Genomic DNA, 26,592 nt, shown 5'->3' on the forward strand with positions numbered 1-26,592 from the left:
TCATTCCTCCTCAACACAGGCGATCCCCTCGTCTTGAATATCACGTATCCGGCCCTCACCAATGCCATGAATCCGTGTCAGCTGGTTGACCTGATCGTATGGTCTTTGTTCGATCAGATCCCCGGCACGGCCTTCACCGATATGCATAATCGCCTGCAGTTCTTCGTGGGATGCCGAATTAATATCGACACAGTCGCCATCTGGTACCGTAACGGAGGAACCACTGTCATCGCCTTCCGGGTCACTTGAATCTTCCCGGGTACCAGGCGTGATTTCACCGGTTTGTTCTGTCTCAATTTCAAGCATTTCACCATCGGAGTATACGAGAATGGTTCCATGTACATAAGTACCATAGGTCTTCATATTGTGTTTCTGGATGCGATCCACTACTTCACTGTGCGGATGGCCGAAACTGTTATCCGCTCCTGCCGAAATGATTGCGAACTCGGGTGCAACAGCGTTCAGAAAATCTTCAGAAGTAGACGTGTGTGAACCGTGGTGTCCTAAATGGAGAACTGTGGATGACAGCTCGGGATAACGGTCGATGATTTCCTGTTCCGATTCAATCTCTGCATCACCTGTCAATACGAAACTGTGTTCACCGAAGCTGAGACGCATGCTTAACGAGCCTTCATGCAGATCACCGGTGAGCGTTTCGGGGTGAATGATATCAATAACCAGATCTCCAACTTCAAAAGCATCTCCTGCACGCGGTTCATCGTAAACGGCATCGGTGTTTTCTATTGCATCGAGAACACGCTCGTAAGTAGCACTTGTATGGTCATCTCCTGACATCCAGACTTCGGATACATCAAATTCGTTTAAGATGATATCCATTTGCCCGATGTGGTCAGCATGAGGATGACTGCCGATGAGGATGTCGATTCCCTCGAGATCTTCATCATGCAAATAGGACACGACATCCGTCTGTCTCCAGTCCCCTGTATCATACAGAATGCTGAATTGGTCGTCGCCTTCCTCATGCAAAAACAAGGTGGCATCTGCCTGCCCGGCATCAATAAAGTGAACCTCAAGTGTTCCGGAAGCAGAATCACCCGCAGCGCTGCTGTCTTCGTTCTGATCATTGGTATGATTTTCATCTGACGGGACGCCGTTATCCGGCTCGTCGTTTTGCGTGTTTGTATTTTGCTCAGCTTTGTTTTCGGCAGGGTCAGAAGCAGTTTCGTTGCTTTGGGGTGGATCTTCAGTTCCACAAGCGCTCAACGTAAAAATGACAGTTAACGCAGTAATTACCTGCTTCATTGGGCAACACATCCTTCGGTCATGGTATAATCACAGTATGCAGGGGAATTGAAAAGGATGCAACGACCAACGAATGAGAAGAAAGGGGTTCGTCCAGCGTGGGTTTCGTGACAGGATCTTCGTCAGATTATCCTTTTGAGATGTTTGGAATAGATCACCTGGCTGCCATTGTGATCACATTTTTCGGTATTTTTTATTTGTATCTGTATCGTCACTGGTTTCAGTCACTTCCTGAGAAAAAGGTGAGAATGATTGAAATCAGTTCAGCGATTTTCTTACTCTTATTTGAAGTGGCATATTACACATGGCTTGTCAGAATGGATGTGTGGTCGGTTTCGAGCGGATTGCCGATTGAACTGTCAAGCATCAGTGTTCTGTTAATGATCTTCCTGTTGATCAAACGTAATCGACACCTCGTTGAAATTATGTTTATGGTGGGCATTGCCGGCGCTTTGCAGGCGGTATTCACCCCTGTGCTGTTTTATGGTTTCCCGCATTTCCGTTATATTCACTTTTTTCTTTCACACATTGCAGTGATCTGGGTGGCGTTTTACTTCATCTGGATCAGAGGCTATAGCATTACAATCCACAGCATTTGGAAAGCATTATTGTTTTTAAATATCCTGTTGCCTTTCATCTACTGGATCAACCTCCGTCTCGATGGAAACTACTGGTTTTTGATGGAGAAGCCTTCAGGTGGAAGTTTACTTGATTTTCTGGGCCCACATCCATGGTATATACTCGGTATGCAGGGTGTGGCGTTACTATTTTGCAGTGTATTATGGTTCATTTTTGGCAAGAAATCATCAACATGATTGGCAGGTGAACGCTGGTGAGTGTCCTTCAAGCAAAAATCGTTGTGAAAGCTTATGCAGTGTATCAAGGCAAAGGGCTGGTCGTACATCGAACCGGCAAGTATGCAAAATGGGAATGTCCCGGTGGGAAGGTCGATGTTGGAGAAGATCTGGAAGCTGCTTTAGTCAGAGAAGTCTTTGAAGAGACGGGGCTGAGCATTGTTCCGGGTAGACTGCTTTACGCAACGCTTGTGTCAGTGGAAAATGACTTGCCCTACCTTGTGTTGACATACTCAGGTACCGCAGCATCGGCTCAGGTCGAACTATCAGATGAGCACGATGCGTTTGAATGGGTTGATGAGCGGACATTTATTCAGATTATGCCAAAAGATATTCGCAAGGCATTTTTAGAACACGGCGTGTTTGAACAAATCAAAGAGAGAGCCTGAAATACTCAAGCTCTCTCTTGGATGGTTTTTTGATCGTTGATGTCGACGACTTTCCGATCGTCGTCAGTCCTGTAAGGGTTAATGTGCACGAAGACATTTTGAATGGATTGAAATTCCTTAGTGAGGCATTTCTTGACCTGTTTTGAAATGGTATGTCCGTCTTCGACAGTGATAGACGGTTCCACACTGACTTTAATATCCACGATCATATAATGACCGTGTGTTCTCGCCAGGAGTTCATCTACGCGGATGACACCGTCCACTTTTTGAACGGCTTCTGCCATAGGCTTCGTCTCCTCATCGGACAGGACTTGTTCAAGCATAATTTGACTGGATTCTTTTGCCAGCTTGATGCCTACACGAATAACAAGCAGTGAGACTACGATACCCGCGAGTGGATCGAGATAGAAGAGAATGGGAAGACCTGATGCCTGTCCGGCCATGGCACCGCCGATACCGACGAGAGCGGCCATCGATGAAATGGAGTCTGAACGGTGATGCCAGGCTTCTGCCATTAATGCGGAACTGTTTATTTTTTTGGCCAGGCGGTATTTGTAATGGTATAAACATTCTTTAACGATCAGGGAAAAGATAATTACAACAAGAGCCATCATCCCCGGTGCCCGGGTGACACCACCGAAAAAAGCACCTGCAGATGAGATGGCGATTTCAATTCCGACAACAACTAATAAGATAGCAACAATGATGGTCGCGATGTTTTCTGCTTTGCCGTGACCATAAGGATGATCTTTGTCAGGCGGCTTCTGAGCTGTTTTGAGACCGGCGAGGACGGCGATGGATCCAACCACATCCGAAGCGGAGTGGGCAGCATCGGCGATTAATGCCCGACTGCCGGAAAGCCAGCCGGTAATGCCTTTCATGACTGCCAGGACCGCATTTGCAATAATGCCGAGCCATGTAGCAAATGACGCTTTTTTAAACCGGTCTTCCATCCTGTCCATCTCCTTTCCTGTTCATGACGAATCAGGTTATACTAATCATAGCAAAGGCCTTCTGTGTGGGTCTACAGAAACGTTGTTGCGACATACTAAGTGATTTACAGACTTACAATGATGTTGAACGAGGCTAATAAATCTGTCAGATCACTGGCAATTGAAAGGTGGAACGATCCGTGCTGAAAACATTAAGTCTTCTTGATTCATCCCCGATTTTAAAAGGACAGTCCGACGCTGCGGCACTTCGTTCATCAGTTTCTCTGGCGAAAGCTTGTGAACAGTTGGGCTATTATCGTTACTGGGCAACAGAACATCACGATTTAGCCGGCCTTTCAGGTTCTGTACCGGAAGTGCTTCTCGCAGCTGTCGGCCAGGCAACTGGATCGATCCGTCTAGGGAGCGGGGCGATATTGTTACCTCATTACAGTCCCTACAAGGTGGCCGAAGTCCATCATGCCTTGGCAAGCTTGAATCCAGGGAGGATTGATATCGGTGTTGGACGTGCACCAGGCGGGAACGCCCAGACGTCTGAAGCATTGAGCGGGGAGTTTTTGAAAAGAGTGTACAGTATGCCGGAACTCGTTGATGAGTTGAGAGGCTATTTGGATGGAACGGCAGAAAATGGATTAAGGGCAGCTCCGGTACCTGATGAAAAACCCGAACTATGGATTTTGGGAACGAGCTTGAAGAGTGCCCGCATGGCAGGGGAGAGAGGTTTGTCCTATGCCTTTGCCCATTTCATGAGTGATCTTGATCCGGCAGAGGCGATGACCGAATACAGGTCAGCCTTGCAGGCGAACGGTTTTTACCCCGGAGAGCATCATTCAATTATTACGGTATCTGCCATTTGCGCGAAGACCGAGCAGCTCACCGAGGAATTGGCTGAACCGGTCCTGAAAGCTTCTTTACAAAGGGAAAAGAACCAGGCAGCCGGGATCGCCGAAGCGGTTGGACATAGCGCACCTGAGGAAGATACGGTGGCGGATGAGGAAATCATGACCAGATTAAGGAATCAGCGCTTTATTGGGTCGGCTGAAAGGATCCACGAAGAACTCAACGCCATGTGCTGCCGCGCTGGCGTGGATGAAGTCATGGTCATTACGCACCTCAGCTCCCATCAGGAGCGGTATCAATCCTACGAGTCGCTCATGTCGAGTCATCGCGAGTACCATCGAAACCATGATTAGCATACAAAACAGCTCCTCAGGATCATTTAAATCCTGGGAGCTGTGTTTTCGTTTATATCAGTGTTTTAAGAAACCGGTTTGTTTTCGTTATGCCATATGACAGCGATTGTACCTTCACCGGCATGTGCGGCAATGGTGGAACTGATTTCACCTGTAATGACGTTCATCTCAGGGTACACCTCATGAATGAGTCCTTTGACCTCTTCGGCACGTTGAGCGACATTGCCGTGCATCACATGAACGGAGTCGATTTTGTATTTGCTCATCGCTTCTTGGAACAGTTCGATTAATCGTTTGGTCGCTTTTTTTTCAGACCGTACTTTTTGGAAGAGATGGAACTTCCCTTCATTATTGATTTGAATGATCGGTTTTACCTTCAGAAGATTCCCGAGAAGATACTGCGTGCCGGACATGCGGCCACCTTTATAGAATTGTTCGAGACTTCCGAGAAGGACATAGTTTTCTGATTTTTTTGCCTCAGTCGTCAATATTTCACCGATTTCTTCGGCATTTTTTCCGGTTTTTTGAAGGGTCAATCCTTTATTGATCAGTGTTGTGATCGCATAAGACATTGAAAGTGAGTCCACGACCGTAACCGGGAATTCAGCCATTTCTTTTCCTTGGTTTGCACTGCCGATGGTTCCGCTGATTTCACTGGATACGTGAACGGCAACTGCCTCATCATAGTCTTGTTTCAATTGTTCATAAAGTTTGGCAAATTCGCCTGCCGGGGGTTGGGAAGTTTTTGGGAGTTCTTTATTCTCACGAATGCGTTTGTATAACTCGTCCGTACTGAGTTCGACACCGTCCTGAAACTGCTCTTCTCCAAACGTGATATACAATGGGATGACATAAACGTCGGGATGATCTTTCATTTCCTGTGTTACGTATGCTGTGCTGTCTGTTATCCAAGCGATTTTCTTCTCTGACATCGTTTCACCACTCTCTTCACAATTAGTCTTCATTTCAGTATAGAGATTATTGTCATCTACATATAGTGACAGGTGTCACTTCTTTTGACATGACGTGATACTTTGTACGGATCTCTCATATCGGAGGATCTTATATCGTCCTTACGGCTTATTTTGTCTGAAGAGATGTTGAACCATGCTGAAATATGTTATATATAATGTTGGAACATGAAACTGAAGGAGGAATAAGATATGATTGTGGTATACATCATGCTGACCATTGGGATTGGATTGATTGGGTATGGCATAATGAAAAAGGATTCCGGAGAAGATACAGATCACAAAATGGAAAACTTCTCAATATCACTGATGCAGGAACTTGAACGCACAAACAAGCGGGTTGATGACATGCAACACGAGATTGAACAGCTCAAAACAAAAGAAATGATGTTACAGGAGCAATTAAAATACGCAGAAAATAAGCAGGAAACCGTCGCACAATAACATACTAAATGGAGGCAGCGTTGTGACAAAAGATCAACTTAAAGGATTGGGGACAGGCATTATTCTGGCCACTGCTCTCTTCATTCCTTCTGTATTAGCAGGAGACGAAGAACCAACAGATGCAAAGGATCAAGCTGTATCAGACGATGCTGAATCAGTTGCCTCGGATCATGGAGATCAATTTACGGATGAAAAGTGGGAAGAGTATCAGGAACTGATTGCGGAACATTCGGTCGTCGAGGAAATGCTGCTGGCCGCAGACGAAAAAAATCAATCATTGAATGAGGAGATTGCGGATCTTGAGACTGAACTCGAGGAACGAAAGGATCAGGAAGCGGAGAAGGTTGATGCCTCTGCACAAGTTCTGTATCTTGTTGTCACTCAAGGAATGACAGCCGGGGAAATCGGTGAAATTCTTGAACGTGCCGAGGTGGTGAACTCCTCATCAGAATTCAGGCAGTACATCGAAGACGAAGAACTGGTTATGTCCATTCGTACCGGAGAATATCTGCTGACTGAAGACATGGCCATCAGTGAGATCGCTGACCAAATTACAAAATGAATCGAAACCATCGGCTCTTTCTGCTCCTGTTCTGAATTCTTTTTTCAGAGCAGGATTTTTCTTTTTGCAATAAAAAGGTTATAATAGGTACATCGAATGGAGGGATCCGTATGGAGCAATTCAAAGATTACTATCAAATTCTCGGTGTCGACGCGGATGCATCGGCACATGCCATACGTGAAGCCTACAATGAAAAGATTCAGGAAGTGGATCCTGAAAGAGGCGGTTATCAGGAGGTCTATGATGATATTCAAGAAGCCTTTGATGTACTTTCAGATCCTGAAGAACGGCAGAGCTATGATGAGGCTTATGTTCATGTAAATGAAGATTGGGGCTTCAGTGATGATGAGCATCAAAGCCAGGAAGATGAAACACCGGATGATGACCCGGTGATGCATGATGAAACGGATTGGCGTAATCAGCGGCAACAAAAACCGAAACCTTTGTTTCCCGAATGGAGCGGCTGGAAAAAAGTCGGTATAGCATCCCTGGTATTGAATCTCCTGATTGTTATTTTATTTGCGATGGGCATTACGGAGGTATCAGATGCCCAGCAGGAAGTTCAGAATGTCAGAACGCAAGAAGAGGAACGGGTCAACCGGATTGATGATTTGGAAGAAGAGAACCGGGAGCTTGAAGAAGAACTTGAACAATTCACTTCTGAAGTCGTGCGGCTTGAGGAAGAGTTAACCATTATGGCAGAAGAAATATCCAGTCTTGAGACTGAGAATGACGTTTTACTTGACGAAATAAATAATCTGGAAGAAGATCTTGCAGCAGCTGAAGAGGAAGCTGAATCAGTGGCTGATAATGACACTGATAATGGGACTGGGGAAACCTTTGGCAGAGGTGCGAGTATTGATGATATACAGGATATCCTTGGATCCCCTGATGAGATTAACGACCCTTATCACCGTTATGGTCGTTCAACCATTACCATTGAAGATGGGAATGTAACAGGCTGGTCAGATGTAGATGGAAGTCTTCCAGTTCAGATTACGGGAGCGGCCAATGTGGATACGTTCAGTGAAGGCAGTTCGGAAGAAGAAGTTGCCGGAGCAATGGGCGCACCAAATGCGTTAAGAGGCGAAACGTGGACGTATGGACAATCCACAGTCACCTTCTCGGATGGTGTCGTATCTTCCTTTGATAATTCAGGCGGTAATCTGGCGCTTGAAGAATAATCACCCTTAGTGGGTGGTTATTTTTTTATGACAATTTTGTGAATGCTTTCTCATTGTGATATGCATCACCTCTGAAAAATAGTGGATGCACTATCATTTGAATTAGTTCAATACTGATCATTCAAGGAGGAAATTTATTATGAGTATGTTTTGTAATCAATGTCAAGAAGCGCTGAGAAATGTCGGTTGTGACGCAATGGCAGGTGTCTGTGGTAAAACGAGCGAGACCGCCAATTTGCAGGATTTATTAATTTACACGATGAAAGGCGTGGCTTACTTCAACCAGATTGCTCGTCAACACGGGATCAATGACCCGAAAACCGATCGAGTGGTTCTTGATGGCCTGTTTACCACTATTACAAATGCAAATTTCGATGACGAATCAATCATGACGAAGATCGAAAAAGGTTTAACGAAACGCGAAGAAATCAAGCGACAATTAATGGTTGAGGGACTGATTCAGAAACATCAGTTATTACCTGATTATGCTTCCTGGAGCGGACACCGACATACATTTGAAGAGAAATCCGAAGAAAAGCGAGTTGGTCTTCTTGCAGGACCGAATGAAGATATCCGCAGCCTGCGTTCTTTAGTGTTATTCGGATTGAAGGGAATGGCAGCATACGCTGAACATGCTTTGAACCTCGGTTTCGAAAAATCAGACATCAATGCATTTATCGAAAGAGGATTACTCGTAACCGAGGATGATGAAATGACAGGAGAAGAATTGACAGCGTTCGTTCTTGAGACCGGAAAGTATGGAGTCGACGTGATGGCGCTCCTCGATGAAGCGAACACAACACGCTATGGTCATCCGGAAATGACAGAAGTGCAGATCGGCGTAAACAGTGATCGTCCCGGGATCCTTGTCAGCGGACACGATTTGAAAGATTTTGAAGAATTGCTTGAACAATCGAAGGATTCCGGAGTCGATATTTATACACACTCGGAAATGCTGCCGGCGAACTATTATCCGGCCTTTAAGAGATATGATCATTTCAAAGGAAATTACGGGAATGCCTGGTGGAAGCAAAAAGAAGAATTTGAAAGTTTTAATGGTGCTGTTCTTTTTACAACCAACTGTATTGTCCCGCCAAAAGCAAATTACATGGACCGGATTTATACAACGGGATCGACCGGCTATCCAGGATTTAAGCACATTCCTGATCGGGGAGATGGCAATCAGAAGGATTTCTCCGAGCTGATTGAACATGCTAAGACTTTCCCCGCGCCAACGCAGATCGAAGAGGGCAGCATTGTAGGTGGATTTGCCCACAATCAAGTCACTCAACTGGCGGATCAAGTCGTTGATGCAGTGAAAAGCGGTGCCATCAGAAAGTTCTTTGTCATGGCAGGTTGTGATGGCCGTATGAAGTCCCGGGATTACTATACTGAATTCGCTCAGGAGTTACCGAATGATACAGTCATACTTACAGCGGGCTGTGCGAAGTACCGCTATAATAAATTACAGCTTGGAGAGATTGGTGGTATTCCAAGAGTGTTAGACGCAGGTCAGTGTAACGATTCCTACTCATTGGCAGTCGTTGCGATGAAGCTCAAAGAAATCTTCGAGCTAAATGATATTAATGAACTGCCGATTGAATACAACATCGCCTGGTATGAACAAAAGGCCGTTATTGTCTTGCTTGCCTTGCTTCATTTGGGTGTGAAGGATATCAAACTTGGACCAACGTTACCCGCATTTTTGTCTCCGAATGTTGCCAAAGTACTGGTGGAAAACTTTGGTATCAGTGGCATGACAGATGTAGAATCGGACTTGAATGTAATGATGAACGCATAATCAATCATTTTTTCTGCACAGTGGATCCCAATAGGGTTCACTGTGTTTTCATTTCAGGAAACCGTTTTAAACAAGTCGACAGTATGATAAACTCTTCTCAGGTAAATCGGTTGCACGACACTGGAATAGGAGCAGACTGCATGAATATGAACTTAATGAATTATAAGACTTTTGCCAATACAATCAATGATGCGGTATTTGTCATGTCGGTTATGGAGAACGGGAAGTTCCGCTATGAATTTATAAATCAGGAAAGTAAGAGACGGTTTTCGTTCTCAGATGACATGCTGGGGAAAACCATCGATGACGTGGTTGATGAAACTGCTGCATTGTACTTGAACAGTGCCTATCACGATGTTTGTTCGACAAGTGAAACCGTGGTATTCACTGATACTTCGAAGGACTTTGTGGATGAAACGAAGCTCAGCCCTGTTTTTGATGAACAGGGGAAGGTAAGGATGATTATTGCAATCACCCGGGACATCACAGAACTGGAAGAACAGCGCCAGGCACTGAGTCAAAGCAATCAACGGTACCATTCTTTATTTGAATACAATAAAGCCGGCATTTTTGAATTGGATCGTTTTGGCTATTTCACCACGTTAAATCCGGCAGGCGAGCGGCTTCTGGGAAGATCAATTGCTGAATTGAAAGATGAAACATTTCAATCCATGGTCAGTACGGAGGATGTGCCGATGGTCCGGCAAATGCTGCAGGTGGCACTCGACGGAAGTACCGTTGATTATAAAGTAACCGTTTTAGATGCAAAGGGTGTTAGAAAGATATTGGATATCACTCATCTGCCAATGATTGTGGACCATGAGATTGTCGGTGTTTACGGGATTTCCAAAGACATTACCACGGAACAAAAGCAGATGGAAACGATTGAATATCTTTCAAATCGGGATCCTCTGACGGCGCTTCCAAACCGAAGCGACATGAAGAACCGGCTGATGCAATGTTGTACAAAAGCTAAGTCAATGAACCATTCCCTTGCGGTGATTGTGATCGATGTTGATGATTTTAAATTGATCAATGACGCCATCGGTCATGACAAAGGTGACACGCTGATCAGGGAAATAGCAAGACGGTTAGTCAGGATTTTACCGCAGGAGTTTGAAACCGGACGGGTTGGCGGTGATGAATTCATGATCATAGCGCCTTGGGAACAGGAAGAGGAATTGGCCATTCTTTTGGAAAAATGCAAGTCTGTGTTTTCCAGTCCTTATGTCATTGACGGACAGAGTTTTTATTTGAATGCAAGTATCGGTGTGACCGAATATGCCAAAGGAGTCGTTGCTGTCTGTGTGGAAGACATCACGAAACAAGCGGAGATGGCGATGTATGCCAGTAAACGAAGCGGGAAAGGTCAGCTGTCTTTCTATGATGAATCCATGAATGATCTTTCACGGCGAAAACTGTTTTTGGAGCAGGAGCTTCGGCGGGCGCTGCAAAATCACGAGCTTCAGGTACATTACCAGCCCATTTTGGAAGCAGGAACCAACAGGGTGAAAAGTTTTGAAGCACTGGTGCGCTGGTATCATAAAAGCGAAGGGTGGATTGGACCAGATGAATTTATTCCTGTTGCAGAAACAACGGGATTGATTCACCAGGTCGGCTCTTTTGTATTGAACGAATGTTTTGCAACGCTTGCGTCCTGGAAAGATGGAGGAGCAGAAGCGATCCGCATGTCCATCAACATTTCGGTTAAACAGCTTCAGGGAAACGCTCTGCCACACTTGATTAAAGACCGCCTGGCGTATTATCGTCTTTTGCCTCAGGAGATCGAACTTGAGGTCACAGAATCGGTTATTATGGAAAATTTCGAAAAAGTTTGCTTTACATTGGATCTCTTAAGGGATTTAGGTGTGTATTTATCGATTGATGATTTTGGCACGGGTTATTCTTCAATGAGTACTCTGAACCGGCTCCCCTTTCACACCATAAAAATTGACCGCTCGTTTATAGCGGATGTTTTCTATGATAAGAAAAGCAGAGCAATTCTCCGGTCCATGATCCAACTGTCCAATGAAATGAATCTGACGACGATTGCTGAAGGGGTAGAATCGGAGGAGCAGTACAGGATTCTTAAAGAAGAGGGCGTTCATGAAGTTCAAGGCTATTATTTCACAAAACCGGTTCCTGCAAATGAAATTGAAGCGGTCTGGCTGACCGGCAACCTGAGTGAACCGCTCCGTCTTCATCATAGATTTTAGATGGCTTTTGACTGCACTTGTGTTTAATGACGTTAAATGGAAGTGATTTTCGGGTAAAGTGAAGTATCAGTCAGTACGGAAAGGGCGTGTCTACACTGTCATCACGAAAATTGGAAAATACGGCACATCATTTGCTCGTTTGTCAGGGGAAAAATTGCAGAAAAGAAGGTGCAAAAGCAGTCTATAAAGCGATCCAAAAAGAAGTGGACCAAAGAGAGCTGAAAAAGGCGGTTCAAGTAACAAAAACAAAATGTCTTGAGCAGTGTAAAGGAAAATGTGTAGCGGTTGATTACCCCGAAGGAACATGGTATCGTAATCTTACACCAAGCGATTCCAAGGATCTGCTTGACTCGATGATGGCCCGTGACGTGAACAGAGACCTTGCCGGACATATACTGAAAAATGGCACATTCAAGAAAGTGAAATAAGCCGAACAAAACCCCTTGGAACAGGGGGTTTTTCTGTGAAAGGGGTTGAAAAAATGGAGTTGGAAATGATCAAATGCCATGGTTCTGGCAATGATTTTATCATCATTGATGAAATAAATGGTCATGTTGTGGATTCGGAAGAGGAACGAGTGAGCTTATCACAAATCCTCTGCGATAGAAATGGTCCCGTTGGTTCTGATGGCATTCTTTTTGTTCAGGAAAGTGAGGCATGTGATGCCCGCATGCGCATGTTTAATACAGATGGCAGTGAAGCGGAAATGTGTGGAAACGGACTTCGCTGTGTGGCGAGATATGCGGTTGAGAAAACAGGGCGAACGCAGCTTGTGATCGAAACGATGAAAGCCAATTTATCCGTCCGGCAAACAGAAGAGTTGTATCCGGGTCTCGCAACTTTCGAAGTTGCCATTGAACCTGTTTCATTGAATCCGGCAACACTTCCTTTAAAGACGATGGACAATCCGCATATTGAAGCGCCGATTACGGATCTTGACCCGACATTGGCATTCACGGCACTGAGTGTACCGAACCCTCATGTGGTGGCTACAGTGAATCAAGTGCCATATCCAGATGCTGAAAAAATCGGGCGACGTGCAAATGAAATGAAGAATTTGTTTCCAAACGGTGTCAATGTGAGCTTCATGAAGACACTCGGGAAAAACCGGATATTTGTTCAAACTTACGAACGGGGCGTTGGATTAACGAATGCCTGTGGTACTGCGATGTCGGCATCGAGCCTGGTATCAGTTCTCACATCAGGAAATGAGACTGGAGAAGTGATCTCGGTTTTTAATCCGGGAGGGATGGTCCAGACGCTGATTGATTTCGAAGACGATACCTATCGGATCAAACTTCGCGGAAATGCCACCTATGACTACCGTGCATCGATCCATGTCAGTTTGAATGATAGAAGTGTTAAAGTCGATTCACAAAATGTTAACGAAGATGAGCAAAGACTTTATGAAAAAGTGGCTGAAGATGCTGCAAGACTTGCTGAATCGGCAATATAAAAGAGGAGACCCGGTGCGAACCGGCGTCTCCTCTTTTATTACACGCCACTAGCGCGTTTAAATGTGCTGAAGGAATGAAGTATCAGTGCAATGAAGGCATCCGCGACTGACCTGGGGAGTGGCCGAGGTTTCTTTACCTGACATTCATATCCTTAGGCTCGGGTCCTTTTCGTTCTCCGCGGTCGAGTGCTTCGATGGCGAGCATATCTTCATCCGTGAGTTCGAAACCAAAGACGTCAAAATTTTCTTCAATTCTCGATGGCGTCACCGATTTAGGTATCACGATGTGCCCGCGCTGGATATGCCAACGAATGATCACCTGTGCCGGAGTTTTCGCGTGTTTCTCTGACAAGCTGGTCACCGTGCTGTGATTGAGTACGTCCCCACCTTGCATTAAAGGACTCCAGGCTTCGAGATAGATGTCTTCTTGATCAAGATAATTTTTCAATTCACGCTGCTGCAGGAACGGATGACACTCCACTTGATTGACGACAGGGCGGATGGTGCATTCTTTTTTTAATTTTTCTAAATGGTCGATGTCGAAATTACAGACGCCGATGGCTTTGACTTTGCGATCGTGGTAGAGTTTTTCCATTGCCTTGTAGGTATCCACATAGTCATCAAATTCAGGGGTCGGCCAATGAATCAGATACAAGTCCACATAATCAAGGCCCAACCGCTCCAAACTTTCATCAAAGGCTTTCAGAGTCTGTTCATACCCTTGGTCAGCGTTCCAGACCTTTGTGGTGATAAACAGGTCTTCACGGGGAACACCGCATTCCTTAATGGCACGCCCGACACCTTCTTCATTTTTGTAGATCATGGCAGTGTCGATGGCTGTATAGCCGGTTTTAACTGCATGAATGACTGCAGGAACTGCCTCTTCGTTCTCTACCTGCCACACACCAAAACCGAGTTGAGGCATTTTGAGGCCATTATTCAATCGTACATCAGTCATATGTATTCCTCCTTGGTAAGTATATGTAAAGCATACTCATTATAACACAGCCCGGTATTTTTTCTGAAGGATTGCCCTTGCAGTTAACCTTTTCTAAACATTGTGATAAGATATTGACAGTTGCATGTCAATCAAGCTTTTGATCAAAACGTAGCTTGTTTCATGCAGACCCAGTTTAGAAGGAGGCACCATCATGAAATATATTGATAACGAAAATGTCCACGATCCACGGGTGAATCTGGCGATTGAAGAATACGCCCTTCGTCATCTTCCGATTGATGACACGTACTTATTGTTTTATGTGAATGAGCCTTGCATCATTGTCGGAAAAAATCAAAATACTGCAGAAGAAATCAATCGTGACTACGTGGAAGAGAATAATGTTCATGTAGTGCGGCGCTTGTCCGGAGGCGGGGCCGTTTACCAGGATAAAGGCAACTTGAATTTCAGTTTCATTACGAAAGATGACGGAGACAGTTTCTCGAACTTCAAAAAATTCACACAGCCTGTGATTGATACCCTGAAGAAGCTCGGTGTGGACGCGCAACTGAGTGGCCGAAATGATATCCATGCAGGCGATAGAAAAATCTCAGGAAATGCACAATATACCACAAAGGGTCGGATGTTCAGTCATGGCACGCTGCTTCTTGATTCAGACATTGAACAAGTCGTCATGGCATTGAATGTAAGTGATGAGAAAATTCGTTCCAAGGGTATTAAATCGATTCGCAGCCGGGTGGCTAACATCAACGAATTTCTTGATCATAAGATGAATGTTGACGAATTGAAGAAAGCGATTCTCGAATTTGTATTTGCTGAAGGCGATGTGGAAACACAACAATTAACAGAAGAAGATTGGGAGGGAATCCATAAAATTTCCAAAGAACGCTATCAAAATTGGGACTGGAACTACGGAAAGAATCCGAAATTTGATTTGCACCGGTCGAAGAAATTTGATGCAGGACTGATTGATATTCGCATGAATGTCAAAGGTAATGTAATCACAGATGTGAAGATCTTTGGCGATTTCTTTGGCGTGGGTGAAGTCGCTGACGTGGAGGATTTGCTGAAAGATGTACGTTATGAGGAAAAAGCAATACATGAAGCACTTCAGGATCTGGATATGACACATTATTTCGGTCGAGTATCGAAAGAAGAGCTTATTGAATTGATTTACTGAATGAAAAGCAGTCCATTCATCACGGAAAATGAATGGACTGCTTTTGTCTGTTTAATCGGAGAAATAAAAACAATGCAGGAGCAAAATATGTGATCCATATGCCGAGGATCGCGTATCTGAGCGCTTCAAATATAAGTGGATCAGGAAAGACGATCTTAAGACCTGACTGCAGGGAGAACGTGATCACGATCCCGAGGATGAATGCGATGATCTTTCTGAGCCAGGAGGTTTCCGTGAGTTCAGGTAACCACATGAGTTGAAAAACAAAACCCAGTGTTGCCCCAATTAGGATGCCACCATATTGAAACCCTTCTGTTTCAGGAAGTAACCAGAGCATTCCCGCAGGAATCAATATTGCGGCAATGAGAAATACGATCGCAGGTATTTTATGGATTCGTAAGAAGATGAAATAACCGCTGATGGCTATAGCGACACCGATGACGAGACCCGCTATTACATCACTCGGCCAGTGCAGGCCTGTATAAAGGCGGGAGAACGAAATGGCAAGGACGAGTAAGACGGCGAATCCTGTAAACAAGGGGTGTCGAACAACCAAAGCAAGATACGTCCAGAGAGCGGAAGATCCCTGGGCGTGTCCACTTGGAAAGGCGTCATTCGGATAATGACTCCCAACTTCGGCGGATTCCACAAATATACTCTCAATCCCCTCTGTACCGACAGGTCTGGGGATCGCCATCGTGATCTTGATAAACGAATTGACGAAAGCAGATAATAAGAACACATAAAATAAGGAAAAACCGATCCGTCTCGACAGAGTCCAATAGACAAACGGAATCATCAAGAAATAAAACTCTTCATTCCCAATAAAAGTAAAAATCCTGGCGAACGTATTGAAAAAATCGTTTTGGTACTGTGTGATTTCCTGCAGGATCCGTAGTTCAGTCATACTTTTCCTCCTTATGTAAATGAACAGCTTTCATGTATGGGCTATTATTCCATTCCACATGACTGCTTTATATCCCTGCAAAAATAAAGATAACTTGGCTTCTCGCTATATTAATGGCGAAAACCCTAGTTGCACTTATATTTTCCAATGAAGTAAAAAAACCGGCAATCAGCCGGTTTTTTGCATGTGTTCATATTGAAATCCATCAGTCGGCAATGGCTGCATCGAGGGCAACATAGATCATATCATTAAACGTTTCCTGACGTTCTTGGGACGTTGTTTCTTCACCCGTCAGAATATGGTCACTGACCGTCAGGACCGATAAGGCTTTTACGCCGAATTTGGCTGCAATCGTATACAGTGCAGATGATTCCATCTCCACGGCAAGCACCTGGTGTTTTGCGAGATTTGGAATCAAGGTCTCATCTTCATTATAGAAAATATCGCTCGTGAAGACATTACCCACTTTGACGTTCATATCCCGATTCATCGCACCATCGTAGGCCTTTTTCAAAAGGTCGAAGTCTGCAGTCGGCGCGAAGTCAATACCGTTAAAGAGGTGCTGATTTACCCCGCTGTTAGAAGAGGCACTCATTCCGATGATGACGTCACGGACTTTTACATCTTTTTGAATAGCACCGCATGTCCCGACACGAATGAGATTCTTTACACCATAATCGTTTATCAATTCATGCGCATAAATTGAAATGGATGGTACACCCATTCCCGTTCCCTGTACAGATACGCGCTTTCCTTTGTAAGTGCCCGTATACCCGTACATTCCTCGTACTTCATTATAAAGTGTAATGTCTTCAAGAAAATTTTCGGCAATGTATTTCGCTCGCAGCGGATCCCCAGGCAGCAGGATTGATTCTGCAATATCACCTTTTTTTGCACCAATGTGAACACTCATGTTTATCATCCTTTCAATTTAAAAATAGAAGTCTGACCTCTTGTTCATTGTATCATGAACCACGCATAATGTTAACGTATTCTTTATGTTTGTGACGCGATGCGACTGATACGCCGTTTGAGCATAGCGATTCCGCGTCCGCCGGCCTGGAAGTGACGGAGTTTCCCGGATCGATCAAACAGATAATAAGCAGGCACGAAGCGATTTTCAAAAAAACCGGTGATCGTCTGATCCTGATCAAGAATGCATGGCTGACTGATGTTGAAGTCATTCAGATCACTGAGGATCCGTGTCCGGTCGTAATCGATTTCTTTCCTTGGCATATGAACTGCAATGGTTACTACATCATCAGCAAAATCCTCTTTTAACTGATTCAATTCCGGGAAATCTTTTTTGCAAAGAATGCAGCTGACAGACCAGAAGTGGACCAGAATCATTTTTTCAGGATGCTGTTTTACGATTGTTTCATTGCCGTTGAACCACTCCTGTGCTTTTGACAAATCAGGCAAGGGGCTGTTTCGATTCATTTTTCACACTCCTTTTTCGGAAGAATCACAGCGTTTCGTCACCGGGCTGCCAGTTGGCAGGGCATAAACCGTCAGTCTGAAGCGCCTGGAGAGTCATCAATGTATGCGGAATACTTCGTCCAATATCATGGTGGTTGACCTGAGCATACAGCAGCTCACCTACCGGACTGATAATGTATAACCCCCTCAGATTGATGCCTTCTTCTTCAACCAGCACACCATATTCTTTAGATACATGGTGACTGGGATCAGCTGCGAGAGGGTACGCCAAGGATCCAATTCCTTTGTTGTCCCGGTCCATCGAGGTCCAGGCTTTGTGACTGTGTATTGTATCCGTTGAGATGCCAACGATTTCTGTGTTGAGCTCTTTGAAAGAATCATAAGCATCACTGAAAGCAATGATTTCTGTCGGGCAAACAGTGGAGAAATTCATTGGGTAAAAAAACAAAAGGGTCCACTTATCCTCCTTCATAATCATTTCAAGACTCACTTTCCCAAATGACTGATCCGGTAATATCGCATCCAGTTCGAACCTCGGGGCTTGTTTACCAACCATACGTTTATCTGTCATGATGGCTCACTCCTTATTTTCTTGAGATTGAATATGCTGAATCAATTCGTCTTTTGTGCTCTCAGGATACTCTAACTGCTGACATGCTGCATCAAACAGCATTTTTTTAAAGTCTGGGGAAGGGGTATATCCTTCACGGATCAGATCTTGTCCAGTGAGTTCAAATGAAATGGATGCACGCCGATTCAAATAGTTCTTGACCATTTCCGTGTGTTCAGAAAGTAAATGGGAACAGGATACAGAGATAGCTTCATCTGTAGAACCGGCAAATTGTACATGCAGGTCAGATATCGAATAGTCAGAGCGGATGTTTGTCACTAAAGGGATTAAACGGAGGACATCATAAAATAGTTTCCGCTCATATTTTCGCGACGCATAGCCTTCGATGTGATGGCTTTCCTCAAGCACATCTTTGTAAAACATCATCACATAGCCAAGCCAAATGTGACTCTCAAATGGTTTTTGTACTTCATCAAACAGGTTCTTGAAGCCGTTCATTGCTTTGATTCTTTTTATAATCAGTTGGTTACTGACTTTACTTTTCAGAATAAATGAAGTGATGCCCAGATCTCTCATCCGTTCAAAGGATGCAAGCGGATTTTCTTCATAGAACATTCGTGACAGCTCCGCAGCCTGGCGGGATTTTGATACTGACATCAGATTGTTAGCGGACTGAATGGCCAAATCTGCAGTTTGTTCATCCATTTCAAACTGGAAACGGCTCTCAAAACGAATAGCACGAAGGATCCGCGTAGGGTCTTCAACGAAACTCAAATTGTACAGTGTACGTATCCGTCCCTGATTAAGGTCTTCATAGCCATGAAAGTAGTCAAGAAGATCACCGAACTCATCGGGACTGATACAGATACCCATGGCATTAATGGTGAAATCTCTTCGGTACAAATCTTCTTTAATCGTTGATAACTCAACTTTGGGCAGTGCAGCTGGAAAATCGTAATATTCTGTCCGGGCACTGGTCAGGTCAATCTTGAAACCGGCAGGGTGTTTCCACGTAGCTGTGCGAAATTCATGGTGCGTCCGGATTTGTCCACCGTAGATTTCTTGTAGTTTAGCAGCAAGTGTGATGCCATCTCCTTCTACGACGATGTCCATGTCTTCGTTTGAGTGTTCGAGCAGAAGGTCTCTGACCATACCTCCGATTAAATAAGCAGACATGTTGATCTGTGCTGCCGTTTTGCCGATCATTGTGAGTAATTGAAACAGATCTTCAGGCATTTTTTTACGCATGGTTTGGGTTAATTGCCGCTTCATAGGAACGGAAGATCCGGTCAAGGATGAAAAATTCATCACCTTTTTTCCGTGCATGGCCCGGATCACATCAGAACGTGAAACAATACCGGCTAATTGATTTCCATCCATAACAGGAAGCCTGCCCACCTGATCTTCAATCATCAGTTCACGGATTTCTTCAATGGTGGTATCTTTCGATATCGTAATCGGATTTCGGCTCATATATCCTTTTACTGGTGCATGTCCAAGCTGATGGTGGAGTGCTTTATCCACATCACGCCTGGAAATGATCCCGGTAATCCTGTCGTTTTCTACGACAGGAAAACCTGTGTGTCCATAGCGGTATAACATTTTTGAAGCTGTTTCTATGGTGGTGTCCGGTGCAATGACTCTTACGGGCGTCGACATCATGTCCTTTGCTGTCAATGCAGGCAAGATGATGTGATGGAGTTGATTCTTGATTTGAGCCAAAAGCAAAACCGCGCTCGTTTGGTCGACGTTTGCAGCAGCAGCCTGATGATGCCCCCCGCCATCAAACTGTTTGACCAACGGGAGCAAGTCAATGCGCTCTGACTGTGCTCTTGTGGTAATAAAGGTTTTGTTACCCATCGTAACAATAGCAATCATGGCGTCTGCACCAGTGACTTGCAGGAGTTTGGATGTGACAGTGGCCAGGTGACCGGTGTAAAATGTTTGTTCATGATGGGCGATACAAACGATCAGACCGTCGACAGATTCCGTTTGCATTTCATCAAGAAGAATTTGAAATAAATTCTGCTGATCTTCTTTGAGCGGCGGTTCGCGGAACTGATCCACGACCCTTAAATTGGCACCTTGTTCCAGGAAGTAGCTTGCTGCTGCCAAATCTCTTGCGGTAGTATGAGGATACGTGAATGATCCTGTATCTGAATAAGCTCCGAGAGCAAATACAGTCGCTTCAAAAGGAGAAAGTTCCATGTTGGCGGATCGGATCCTTTCAGTTAACAATGTAATGGTTGCACCGACCTGTTCGATTTGAGATTCGATCGCCTTTACGGAGCCAACTGATTCCGGGTGATGATCAAAGACACGGAATTCTGCTTCTTCAGGTATGTACTCATGAAAGTTCCCAGTTCGTTCAACGGCATTGGTATCGACAAGGATCACTTCAGTAACTACGGACCAATTCAAATGATTATTCCTTGTATATGGAAAAGTGTCTTTATAAATTGCGAAAAAGTGATCGACTTCAGCAGACAGTTTGGAAGGCAGAACCAGTGCTGCATCCGGGAACAGTTTTTTTGCGGCCAGCATCGAAGCAAAGCCGTCAAAATCAAGGTTAGTGTGGGATAATATCACGCGCATGATCTATGCCTCCATTCAAACAGTTTACATTTTCAGTATACGTGAGGAAGCGACAAAAAACACCTCAAACAGTATGATGAGGTGTTTTTAAATCAAATTATGCTTTTTTCACGCTGAAAGAACTGATCATCAGGACAGATAATGTTAGAATAATAAACATGAAGACATGTGGTTCAATTACTCCTTCAAGCAGATAAGTGATTGTCAAAATACAACCACCGGCAGTAATCGGAAGACCGACAAAGTAACCTTTGTGATCAGAAATATTAAATCTGGCCAGTCTGATGGCACCGCATGCAATAAATATCACTGTTGCCAACGACCCAGCGACGCCGAAACTGTGCAATGTTGACTGATAAATTAAAAGTGCGGGAGCCAGTCCAAACGATATCAGGTCGCAAAGCGAATCAAGCTGCTTGCCCATTTCGGATTCAATATTGAGTTTTCGTGCTACCTTGCCATCAAACCGGTCAAAAACAGCAGCGACGACGATCAAAGCAACGGTAATACCAAGCTGGCCCTGCATGACAAAGAGAATCGCCATCGTTCCAAGACCCAGGTTTAAGATGGTCAAAAGATTCGCTGTTTGACTTCGTACACGCCTGAATGTATTGTCAACAAGATGTTGTAGTAAGATCAAATGGACTCACGCTCCTTCAGGATATAAAATCCCTTTAATAAATGTTAATTATACCATATTTATCTCTTTGCATCACTCGTAAATTATGAATGTTCTATGAATTCAGGAGGAAGACGATGAAAAAGACAGTATACAGAACAATAATGACTTTGTTGACATCAAGAAATGTTTCGAATGCCTTGCGTGCCTATACCTTGTCCAAATACAGCAGACCATTGATAAAACCATTTGCTAAATGGATTAAATTCAATCAGGAAGAATCTCAGAAGAAACTGGCTGATTTTGAATCATTGAGTGCCATATTTACCAGGCAGCTGAAAGAAGGTGCCAGGCCTGTAGCATCAGGAAGAAATATAATCGTGAGTCCAGCGGATGGTGTTTTGACGGCTTCAGGAAAAATGATGGGTGATGATGCTGTATTTCAAGTAAAGGGTTCGTCTTATTCACTCAAGGAGCTGATCGGGAAAGAGGAACTTTTGAGAGCCTTTACTCATGGAAGTTTTGCAGTGATCTATCTCGCTCCACATAACTATCACAGAGTCCATGCGCCTGTAAGTGGCGATCGACTTCGTAGTTATGCTCTTGGATGTCGTTCTGAGCCAGTAAACCGCTGGGGATTAACTTATGGAAGAAACCCATTGTCGGGGAACTATCGATTAATCACGGAAGTTGCAACCGACTTCGGACAAAGTGCTGTGATCAAAGTTGGCGCAGTCAATGTAAACAGCATTCAATTAACAGCTTTTGACCGATTGATCGAGAAAGGTGACGAAATGGGCTTTTTTTCATTCGGTTCCACCGTGATTCTGCTTTTCGAATCGCAATATATTGACTGGATTGAACAAGGAGAAGATCTGAATATTCCAGTACTGACAGGTGAACGAATAGGTCAAGTGATGGGAGAGTGAATCATGGAATTATTGACAGGACTGGCACACCGGATTGTAGAAGAGGTAACAGAAATTGTCCGTGAAGAGGTCATAGTCGTCGATCATACTGGTATTATCGTTGCAGCCAGTGATAAAAAAAGAATCGGTTCATTTCATGAAGGGGCTAAGATTGCCATTGATACGAAACAACAGTACATTATTCGCCGCAAGGATGTCCCGCACTTGAAAGGTGTTAAAGCCGGATTAAATCTGCCGATTATGATTGCCGGGTCTGCAGTAGGTGTGATTGGAATTACCGGGGAACCGTCTAAAGTCATTCAATTCGGCCAATTGATTCAGCGAATGACCGAGCTCATTATAAAAGAAGCGTACTCCTCAGAATTGCTTGATTCCAAACACAGAGGATATGAAACATTTGTCTATGAATGGGTGAATATTCAGGATCTTGATTATGAATTTAAAGAGCGAGGGGAGATATTAGGGATTCGGATTAAACAGCCCAGATGCTGTGTTCTGATTGATATCTATGCCCATTCAGTGGATAGTGAAAAAGAAGATGAGGCAAAGGTAGGTACGTTGGATCAAGCAGTGACAGATTACTTACGAAGTTGTTTTTCAGATGCGTCTCAGGATTTTGTCGTGCCCTGGGGAGCCGGCCGATTTATGATCTTGAAAGATATGACGCAGTTTGAAAAAGATGATTCCGCTTTGAACAGAGAGCTCATGGAAGTGAACGCGCAAATTGAACGTCAATTTTATCTTCGTCCGCAGGCAGGTGTAGGTACAACGGTAACAATACCTGAGGAACTTCGAAGATCTTACCAGGAGGCGAAAAGGGCAATCAGTGCAAAAGCACATCCGGAATCGGTGGTATTCTATTCCTCATTGTCTTTGGAACTTGCGCTGGCTGAGATCAGCACGATGACAAGGGAACGGGTTGTCGAAAAAGTGATCGGCCCGATCCTGAATGAAAAAGATCTTCTGGAAACCCTGGTAGTCTTTTTGAAGCAAAACCTGAAACTGAAACCAACGGCAGAAGTGCTTCACATTCATATCAATACGTTACATTACAGGTTAAAGCGTGTAGGGGAGCTCACCGGCAAATCCGTCAAGGATACGGAAGACATCGTTTCACTGTATATGGCTGTTCATTTTTACAAAGGATGGCATAATGAAGAGTGAATTTATGAAAACATACAAATATTCCTGCTTAAATGCAGGAATATTTATTTTTTTACACATAGATGCAAGCGCTTTCTTGCTTTATAATTAGATTATACGAAAACGCTTGGGGGTAAAAAAATGTTAAAGAAGAAAGTACGTAAATTGTTCGTCGACATCGTCGGAGAAGAGAATTACCTTGATTCACCACAAGATCTGTTAGTTTATTCTTACGATTCGACACCGGATTTTCAAAGTATGCCGGACGGGGTTATTAAACCAAGGTCAACAGAAGAAATAGCAGAGATCTGTAAAATCTGTAATGAACATCAGGTGCCAATTGTACCAAGGGGTAATGGTACGAACCTGTCTGCGGGAACAACACCTTTACAAGGTGGTATTGTCATGTTGTTCAATCACATGGATAAGATTCTCGAGATTGATGAGGAGAATTTAACTGCAACCGTTCAACCGGGACTGATCACGCTTGATCTGATCAATGCGGTTGAAGAAAAAGGGTTGTTTTATGCACCGGATCCCTCTTCCATGAAAATCTCAACAATCGGTGGCAATATCAGCGAAGGATCAGGCGGCCTGAGAGGACTCAAATACGGTGTCACAAGAGATTATGTGATGGGACTTGAATTTGTTCTGGCTAACGGAGACATTGTACGCAGTGGCGGCAAACTCGCCAAAGATGTTGCAGGATATGATTTGACAAGATTGATGGTCGGATCAGAAGGTACGCTTGGCGTTATGACCGAAGCCACGCTGAAATTAATACCGATTCCTGAAACAAAGCAGACGATGCTGGCATTATACCCTAACCTGGAAACAGCAGGAGATACTGTCTCAGCAATCATCGCTAATAAAATCATTCCGGCAACCCTGGAATTCCTTGATCAGCCCACAATCCGGGTTGTTGAGGATTTTGCTAAAATCGGACTGCCAACGGACGCTGGTGCCATTTTACTGATTGAACAGGACGGCCCGAAAGAGGTAGTGGAACGGGACATGGCGAAAATGAAACAAATATGCGAAGAAACAGGAGCATTATCGGCAGAGATAGCTTCCACACCGGAAGAAGGAGAAGCTTTGACTGCAGCAAGACGTTCTGCATTATCAGCACTTGCTCGAATGAAGCCGACAACCATTCTGGAAGATGCGACTGTTCCTCGTTCGAAAGTAGCTGAAATGGTTCGTGCCATCGAAGAAATTGCCAAGAAACACAACGTACAGATTTGTACATTCGGACATGCCGGAGACGGCAATTTGCATCCGACGTGTATGACTGATGCCCGGGACCGGGAAGAGATGAAACGGGTTGAAGAGGCATTTGAAGATATTTTTAAACGGGCAATCGAATTGGGAGGAACAATCACAGGAGAGCACGGTGTAGGTGCCATGAAGTCACCTTACTTATCCTGGAGAGTTGGCCAGACAGGGATGGACATCATGAAAAACATCAAAATGGCATTTGATCCGAATAACATTATGAATCCGGAGAAAATATTTGCCAAAGACGAAAAATTCCGGGTGGTGGTCAACAAATGACAATGACAAAGAAGATGAAAAAAGATATTGCTGCTGACTTTAATGAGAAGATGGATCATGATGAACTGTTGAACTGTATGCGGTGTGGATTTTGCCTGCCGGCCTGTCCGACCTACCGGGAAACCGGGGGAAATGAAGCAGCATCTCCACGTGGGCGTATCGCCTTAATGAAGGCTGTTTCTGACGGTATTATGGAGCCGGACCAGGCCTTCGAAGATCAACTGAGTTTGTGTCTTGGTTGCCGTGCTTGTGAACCAGCCTGTCCATCAGGAGTGAAATATGGTCATCTTCTTGAAGATGCCGTGGATATCCTCCAGACCCATAAGAAAACAGGACTCAAAGAGAAAGGGATCCGCAAAGTCATCTTTGATAATGTGTTCCCGAACTCCAACCGTATGAAGCAATTGAATGGTCTCTTGTGGTTCTATCAGAGTAGTGGGATTCAGAAAATCGCCCGTGGAACAAAGCTTACAGGTCTTGTCGGACAGCATCTGGCAACTTTCGAGCGGGTGCTGCCAGAAATTCCGGCACCATCCAGAATGAAAAACCGGCCGACACATGTGCATGCAGAAGGAGAAGTGAAAAAGAAAGTCGCATTCTTCTCTGGGTGTCTCATGGATACCATGTTCATGGACACCAATGACAAAACTCTATTCCTTCTTCAGAAGGCAGGCTGTGAAGTTGTCATTCCTAAAGAGCAAAGCTGTTGCGGAGCGCTTCATGCCCACAGTGGTGAAATGGAAGCTGCCAGGGCTTTGGCAAAAGAGAACATCGTGGCCTTCGAGGAAGGCGACTTTGACTATATTATCAGTAATGCCGGTGGTTGCGGAGCGGTATTGCATGATTACGATCAAATGCTAAAGAACGATCCAGAGTGGAAAGATCGTGCGAAGCGTTTCAGTGATCGGGTTATGGATGTATCTGAAATTCTTCTGGATGCGGGATTACCTAAGATGTCACTTCCTGAAAGAATCGTGACGTATCAGGATTCCTGTCATCTTCGAAATGTGATGAAGACGTTCTCGGCACCACGTGAACTGATGAAACAAATCGAAGGTGTACACTACGTTGAAATGATCGATGCAGATCGTTGCTGTGGATCTGCGGGCACCTATAATCTTGTGGAACAGGAAATGTCCATGCAGATTCTTGATCAGAAAATGCAGGAAGTCTATAAGACAAAGGCGAAAACGATTGTCACTGCGAATCCAGGCTGTCTGTTGCAGATGCGTCTTGGTATCGAACGTGAAGGAAAAGCCGGAGATATGGATGGCGTTCACATTGTAGACCTGCTTGCGGATGCTGTGAAACATGCTGAATTGAAGGCTGAAACAGTATAACCACCTGAATATCAAAAGCTTAAAGACTTCATAAAAGAAAACAAAGAAGATCAGGCCCTCGGAATAGGGCCTG

At 44.4% G+C, this 26,592-nt stretch carries 25 protein-coding genes; 15 read left to right on the forward strand and 10 right to left on the reverse strand.

The window, feature by feature from the left end:
- Positions 1–1,263, reverse strand: a complete 1,263-nt coding sequence (locus tag BBEV_RS05790) for an MBL fold metallo-hydrolase (RefSeq protein WP_069364606.1) — start codon at positions 1,261–1,263, stop codon at positions 1–3.
- Between the two features lie 140 nt (positions 1,264–1,403).
- Between BBEV_RS05790 and BBEV_RS05795 the strand changes: the two genes are divergently transcribed.
- Together BBEV_RS05795 and BBEV_RS05800 are read left to right on the forward strand one after the other, a co-directional pair.
- A complete protein-coding gene (locus BBEV_RS05795) occupies positions 1,404–2,078 on the forward strand; it encodes a YwaF family protein (RefSeq protein WP_069366616.1) in 675 nt (224 codons plus the stop codon).
- Positions 2,079–2,095: 17 nt separating this feature from the next.
- On the forward strand, positions 2,096–2,506 hold the full coding sequence (locus BBEV_RS05800) for an NUDIX domain-containing protein (protein WP_069364607.1): 411 nt from the start codon (positions 2,096–2,098) through the stop codon (positions 2,504–2,506).
- Between the two features lie 5 nt (positions 2,507–2,511).
- Here BBEV_RS05800 and BBEV_RS05805 read toward each other — a convergent pair whose 3' ends face one another.
- Positions 2,512–3,459 carry a cation diffusion facilitator family transporter gene (locus BBEV_RS05805; RefSeq protein WP_069364608.1) on the reverse strand — a complete coding sequence of 316 codons (948 nt, stop codon included), beginning with the start codon at positions 3,457–3,459 and terminating at the stop codon, positions 2,512–2,514.
- 179 nt (positions 3,460–3,638) lie between these two features.
- On the opposite strand from BBEV_RS05805, the gene BBEV_RS05810 reads away from it, so the two are divergent.
- Positions 3,639–4,649 (forward strand): MsnO8 family LLM class oxidoreductase, encoded by a 1,011-nt coding sequence (locus tag BBEV_RS05810; protein ID WP_198155070.1) that lies wholly within the window; start codon positions 3,639–3,641, stop codon positions 4,647–4,649.
- A gap of 65 nt (positions 4,650–4,714) precedes the next feature.
- Here the strand turns inward: BBEV_RS05810 and BBEV_RS05815 are convergent, their stop codons facing one another.
- A complete protein-coding gene (locus BBEV_RS05815) occupies positions 4,715–5,581 on the reverse strand; it encodes a DegV family protein (protein WP_069364609.1) in 867 nt (288 codons plus the stop codon).
- A 231-nt stretch (positions 5,582–5,812) separates the two neighbouring features.
- Here BBEV_RS05815 and BBEV_RS05820 point away from each other — a divergent pair, with 231 nt between their 5' ends.
- The 7 genes from BBEV_RS05820 (at position 5,813) to dapF (ending at position 13,283) form a co-directional block, all read left to right on the forward strand.
- Entirely contained in the window at positions 5,813–6,064 is a 252-nt protein-coding gene (locus tag BBEV_RS05820; RefSeq protein WP_069364610.1) for a hypothetical protein, read from the forward strand.
- A 22-nt stretch (positions 6,065–6,086) separates the two neighbouring features.
- The gene (locus BBEV_RS05825) at positions 6,087–6,626 is read left to right on the forward strand and encodes a hypothetical protein (RefSeq protein WP_069364611.1); all 540 of its coding nucleotides are present in this window, start codon (positions 6,087–6,089) and stop codon (positions 6,624–6,626) included.
- A 110-nt stretch (positions 6,627–6,736) separates the two neighbouring features.
- Complete coding sequence (locus BBEV_RS05830) at positions 6,737–7,810, forward strand: J domain-containing protein (RefSeq protein ID WP_069364612.1); 1,074 nt, start codon at positions 6,737–6,739, stop codon at positions 7,808–7,810.
- 139 nt (positions 7,811–7,949) lie between these two features.
- Positions 7,950–9,611, forward strand: coding sequence for a hydroxylamine reductase (hcp, locus tag BBEV_RS05835; RefSeq protein WP_069364613.1), 1,662 nt, complete (start codon positions 7,950–7,952; stop codon positions 9,609–9,611).
- Positions 9,612–9,751: 140 nt separating this feature from the next.
- Positions 9,752–11,827 carry an EAL domain-containing protein gene (locus tag BBEV_RS05840; RefSeq protein WP_069364614.1) on the forward strand — a complete coding sequence of 692 codons (2,076 nt, stop codon included), beginning with the start codon at positions 9,752–9,754 and terminating at the stop codon, positions 11,825–11,827.
- Between the two features lie 110 nt (positions 11,828–11,937).
- Positions 11,938–12,255 carry a (2Fe-2S) ferredoxin domain-containing protein gene (locus tag BBEV_RS05845; protein WP_069364615.1) on the forward strand — a complete coding sequence of 106 codons (318 nt, stop codon included), beginning with the start codon at positions 11,938–11,940 and terminating at the stop codon, positions 12,253–12,255.
- A 35-nt stretch (positions 12,256–12,290) separates the two neighbouring features.
- Positions 12,291–13,283 (forward strand): diaminopimelate epimerase, encoded by a 993-nt coding sequence (gene dapF / locus BBEV_RS05850; RefSeq protein WP_232318264.1) that lies wholly within the window; start codon positions 12,291–12,293, stop codon positions 13,281–13,283.
- A 133-nt stretch (positions 13,284–13,416) separates the two neighbouring features.
- Here dapF and BBEV_RS05855 read toward each other — a convergent pair whose 3' ends face one another.
- The gene (locus BBEV_RS05855; RefSeq protein ID WP_069364616.1) at positions 13,417–14,241 is read right to left on the reverse strand and encodes an aldo/keto reductase; all 825 of its coding nucleotides are present in this window, start codon (positions 14,239–14,241) and stop codon (positions 13,417–13,419) included.
- Positions 14,242–14,434: 193 nt separating this feature from the next.
- On the opposite strand from BBEV_RS05855, the gene BBEV_RS05860 reads away from it, so the two are divergent.
- On the forward strand, positions 14,435–15,421 hold the full coding sequence (locus BBEV_RS05860) for a lipoate--protein ligase (protein ID WP_069364617.1): 987 nt from the start codon (positions 14,435–14,437) through the stop codon (positions 15,419–15,421).
- Positions 15,422–15,440: 19 nt separating this feature from the next.
- Here the strand turns inward: BBEV_RS05860 and BBEV_RS05865 are convergent, their stop codons facing one another.
- From BBEV_RS05865 to pssA, 6 genes are all read right to left on the reverse strand, one after another.
- Positions 15,441–16,328, reverse strand: a complete 888-nt coding sequence (locus BBEV_RS05865; protein WP_069364618.1) for a phosphatase PAP2 family protein — start codon at positions 16,326–16,328, stop codon at positions 15,441–15,443.
- A 205-nt stretch (positions 16,329–16,533) separates the two neighbouring features.
- Positions 16,534–17,241, reverse strand: coding sequence for a purine-nucleoside phosphorylase (gene deoD, locus BBEV_RS05870; protein WP_069364619.1), 708 nt, complete (start codon positions 17,239–17,241; stop codon positions 16,534–16,536).
- 83 nt (positions 17,242–17,324) lie between these two features.
- Positions 17,325–17,768: a redoxin domain-containing protein gene (locus BBEV_RS05875; protein ID WP_069364620.1), complete on the reverse strand. Its 444-nt coding sequence runs from the start codon at positions 17,766–17,768 to the stop codon at positions 17,325–17,327.
- A 25-nt stretch (positions 17,769–17,793) separates the two neighbouring features.
- Positions 17,794–18,339: a peroxiredoxin gene (locus tag BBEV_RS05880; RefSeq protein WP_069364621.1), complete on the reverse strand. Its 546-nt coding sequence runs from the start codon at positions 18,337–18,339 to the stop codon at positions 17,794–17,796.
- A gap of 6 nt (positions 18,340–18,345) precedes the next feature.
- On the reverse strand, positions 18,346–20,934 hold the full coding sequence (locus BBEV_RS05885) for a CBS domain-containing protein (protein WP_069364622.1): 2,589 nt from the start codon (positions 20,932–20,934) through the stop codon (positions 18,346–18,348).
- Positions 20,935–21,031: 97 nt separating this feature from the next.
- On the reverse strand, positions 21,032–21,574 hold the full coding sequence (gene pssA, locus BBEV_RS05890) for a CDP-diacylglycerol--serine O-phosphatidyltransferase (RefSeq protein WP_069364623.1): 543 nt from the start codon (positions 21,572–21,574) through the stop codon (positions 21,032–21,034).
- Between the two features lie 116 nt (positions 21,575–21,690).
- On the opposite strand from pssA, the gene asd reads away from it, so the two are divergent.
- The 4 genes from asd (at position 21,691) to BBEV_RS05910 (ending at position 26,519) form a co-directional block, all read left to right on the forward strand.
- Positions 21,691–22,482: an archaetidylserine decarboxylase gene (gene asd, locus BBEV_RS05895; RefSeq protein WP_069364624.1), complete on the forward strand. Its 792-nt coding sequence runs from the start codon at positions 21,691–21,693 to the stop codon at positions 22,480–22,482.
- A 3-nt stretch (positions 22,483–22,485) separates the two neighbouring features.
- On the forward strand, positions 22,486–23,646 hold the full coding sequence (locus BBEV_RS05900) for a CdaR family transcriptional regulator (RefSeq protein WP_069364625.1): 1,161 nt from the start codon (positions 22,486–22,488) through the stop codon (positions 23,644–23,646).
- A gap of 120 nt (positions 23,647–23,766) precedes the next feature.
- Complete coding sequence (gene glcD / locus BBEV_RS05905; RefSeq protein ID WP_069364626.1) at positions 23,767–25,179, forward strand: glycolate oxidase subunit GlcD; 1,413 nt, start codon at positions 23,767–23,769, stop codon at positions 25,177–25,179.
- Positions 25,176–26,519, forward strand: coding sequence for a (Fe-S)-binding protein (locus BBEV_RS05910; protein ID WP_198155071.1), 1,344 nt, complete (start codon positions 25,176–25,178; stop codon positions 26,517–26,519). The genes glcD and BBEV_RS05910 overlap by 4 nt, the downstream gene beginning before the upstream one ends.
- The last annotated feature ends 73 nt before the right edge of the window (positions 26,520–26,592 follow it).

This window comes from Salisediminibacterium beveridgei, assembly GCF_001721685.1.
GTDB lineage: Bacteria > Bacillota > Bacilli > Bacillales > Salisediminibacteriaceae > Salisediminibacterium > Salisediminibacterium beveridgei.

What these genes read in the sequence shown, in the direction of transcription:
- BBEV_RS05900 (WP_069364625.1), top strand. Translation starts at nt 22,486, where the DNA reads ATGGAATTATTGACAGGACTGGCACACCGGATTGTAGAAGAGGTAACA.
- BBEV_RS05880 (WP_069364621.1), bottom strand. Translation starts at nt 18,339, where the DNA reads ATGACAGATAAACGTATGGTTGGTAAACAAGCCCCGAGGTTCGAACTG.
- BBEV_RS05885 (WP_069364622.1), bottom strand. Translation starts at nt 20,934, where the DNA reads ATGCGCGTGATATTATCCCACACTAACCTTGATTTTGACGGCTTTGCT.
- BBEV_RS05790 (WP_069364606.1), bottom strand. Translation starts at nt 1,263, where the DNA reads ATGAAGCAGGTAATTACTGCGTTAACTGTCATTTTTACGTTGAGCGCT.
- deoD (WP_069364619.1), bottom strand. Translation starts at nt 17,241, where the DNA reads ATGAGTGTTCACATTGGTGCAAAAAAAGGTGATATTGCAGAATCAATC.
- BBEV_RS05875 (WP_069364620.1), bottom strand. Translation starts at nt 17,768, where the DNA reads ATGAATCGAAACAGCCCCTTGCCTGATTTGTCAAAAGCACAGGAGTGG.
- BBEV_RS05855 (WP_069364616.1), bottom strand. Translation starts at nt 14,241, where the DNA reads ATGACTGATGTACGATTGAATAATGGCCTCAAAATGCCTCAACTCGGT.
- BBEV_RS05820 (WP_069364610.1), top strand. Translation starts at nt 5,813, where the DNA reads ATGATTGTGGTATACATCATGCTGACCATTGGGATTGGATTGATTGGG.
- BBEV_RS05910 (WP_198155071.1), top strand. Translation starts at nt 25,176, where the DNA reads ATGACAATGACAAAGAAGATGAAAAAAGATATTGCTGCTGACTTTAAT.
- asd (WP_069364624.1), top strand. Translation starts at nt 21,691, where the DNA reads ATGAAAAAGACAGTATACAGAACAATAATGACTTTGTTGACATCAAGA.
- BBEV_RS05830 (WP_069364612.1), top strand. Translation starts at nt 6,737, where the DNA reads ATGGAGCAATTCAAAGATTACTATCAAATTCTCGGTGTCGACGCGGAT.
- BBEV_RS05815 (WP_069364609.1), bottom strand. Translation starts at nt 5,581, where the DNA reads ATGTCAGAGAAGAAAATCGCTTGGATAACAGACAGCACAGCATACGTA.
- BBEV_RS05865 (WP_069364618.1), bottom strand. Translation starts at nt 16,328, where the DNA reads ATGACTGAACTACGGATCCTGCAGGAAATCACACAGTACCAAAACGAT.
- glcD (WP_069364626.1), top strand. Translation starts at nt 23,767, where the DNA reads ATGTTAAAGAAGAAAGTACGTAAATTGTTCGTCGACATCGTCGGAGAA.
- BBEV_RS05860 (WP_069364617.1), top strand. Translation starts at nt 14,435, where the DNA reads ATGAAATATATTGATAACGAAAATGTCCACGATCCACGGGTGAATCTG.
- BBEV_RS05795 (WP_069366616.1), top strand. Translation starts at nt 1,404, where the DNA reads ATGTTTGGAATAGATCACCTGGCTGCCATTGTGATCACATTTTTCGGT.
- BBEV_RS05805 (WP_069364608.1), bottom strand. Translation starts at nt 3,459, where the DNA reads ATGGAAGACCGGTTTAAAAAAGCGTCATTTGCTACATGGCTCGGCATT.
- BBEV_RS05840 (WP_069364614.1), top strand. Translation starts at nt 9,752, where the DNA reads ATGAATATGAACTTAATGAATTATAAGACTTTTGCCAATACAATCAAT.
- hcp (WP_069364613.1), top strand. Translation starts at nt 7,950, where the DNA reads ATGAGTATGTTTTGTAATCAATGTCAAGAAGCGCTGAGAAATGTCGGT.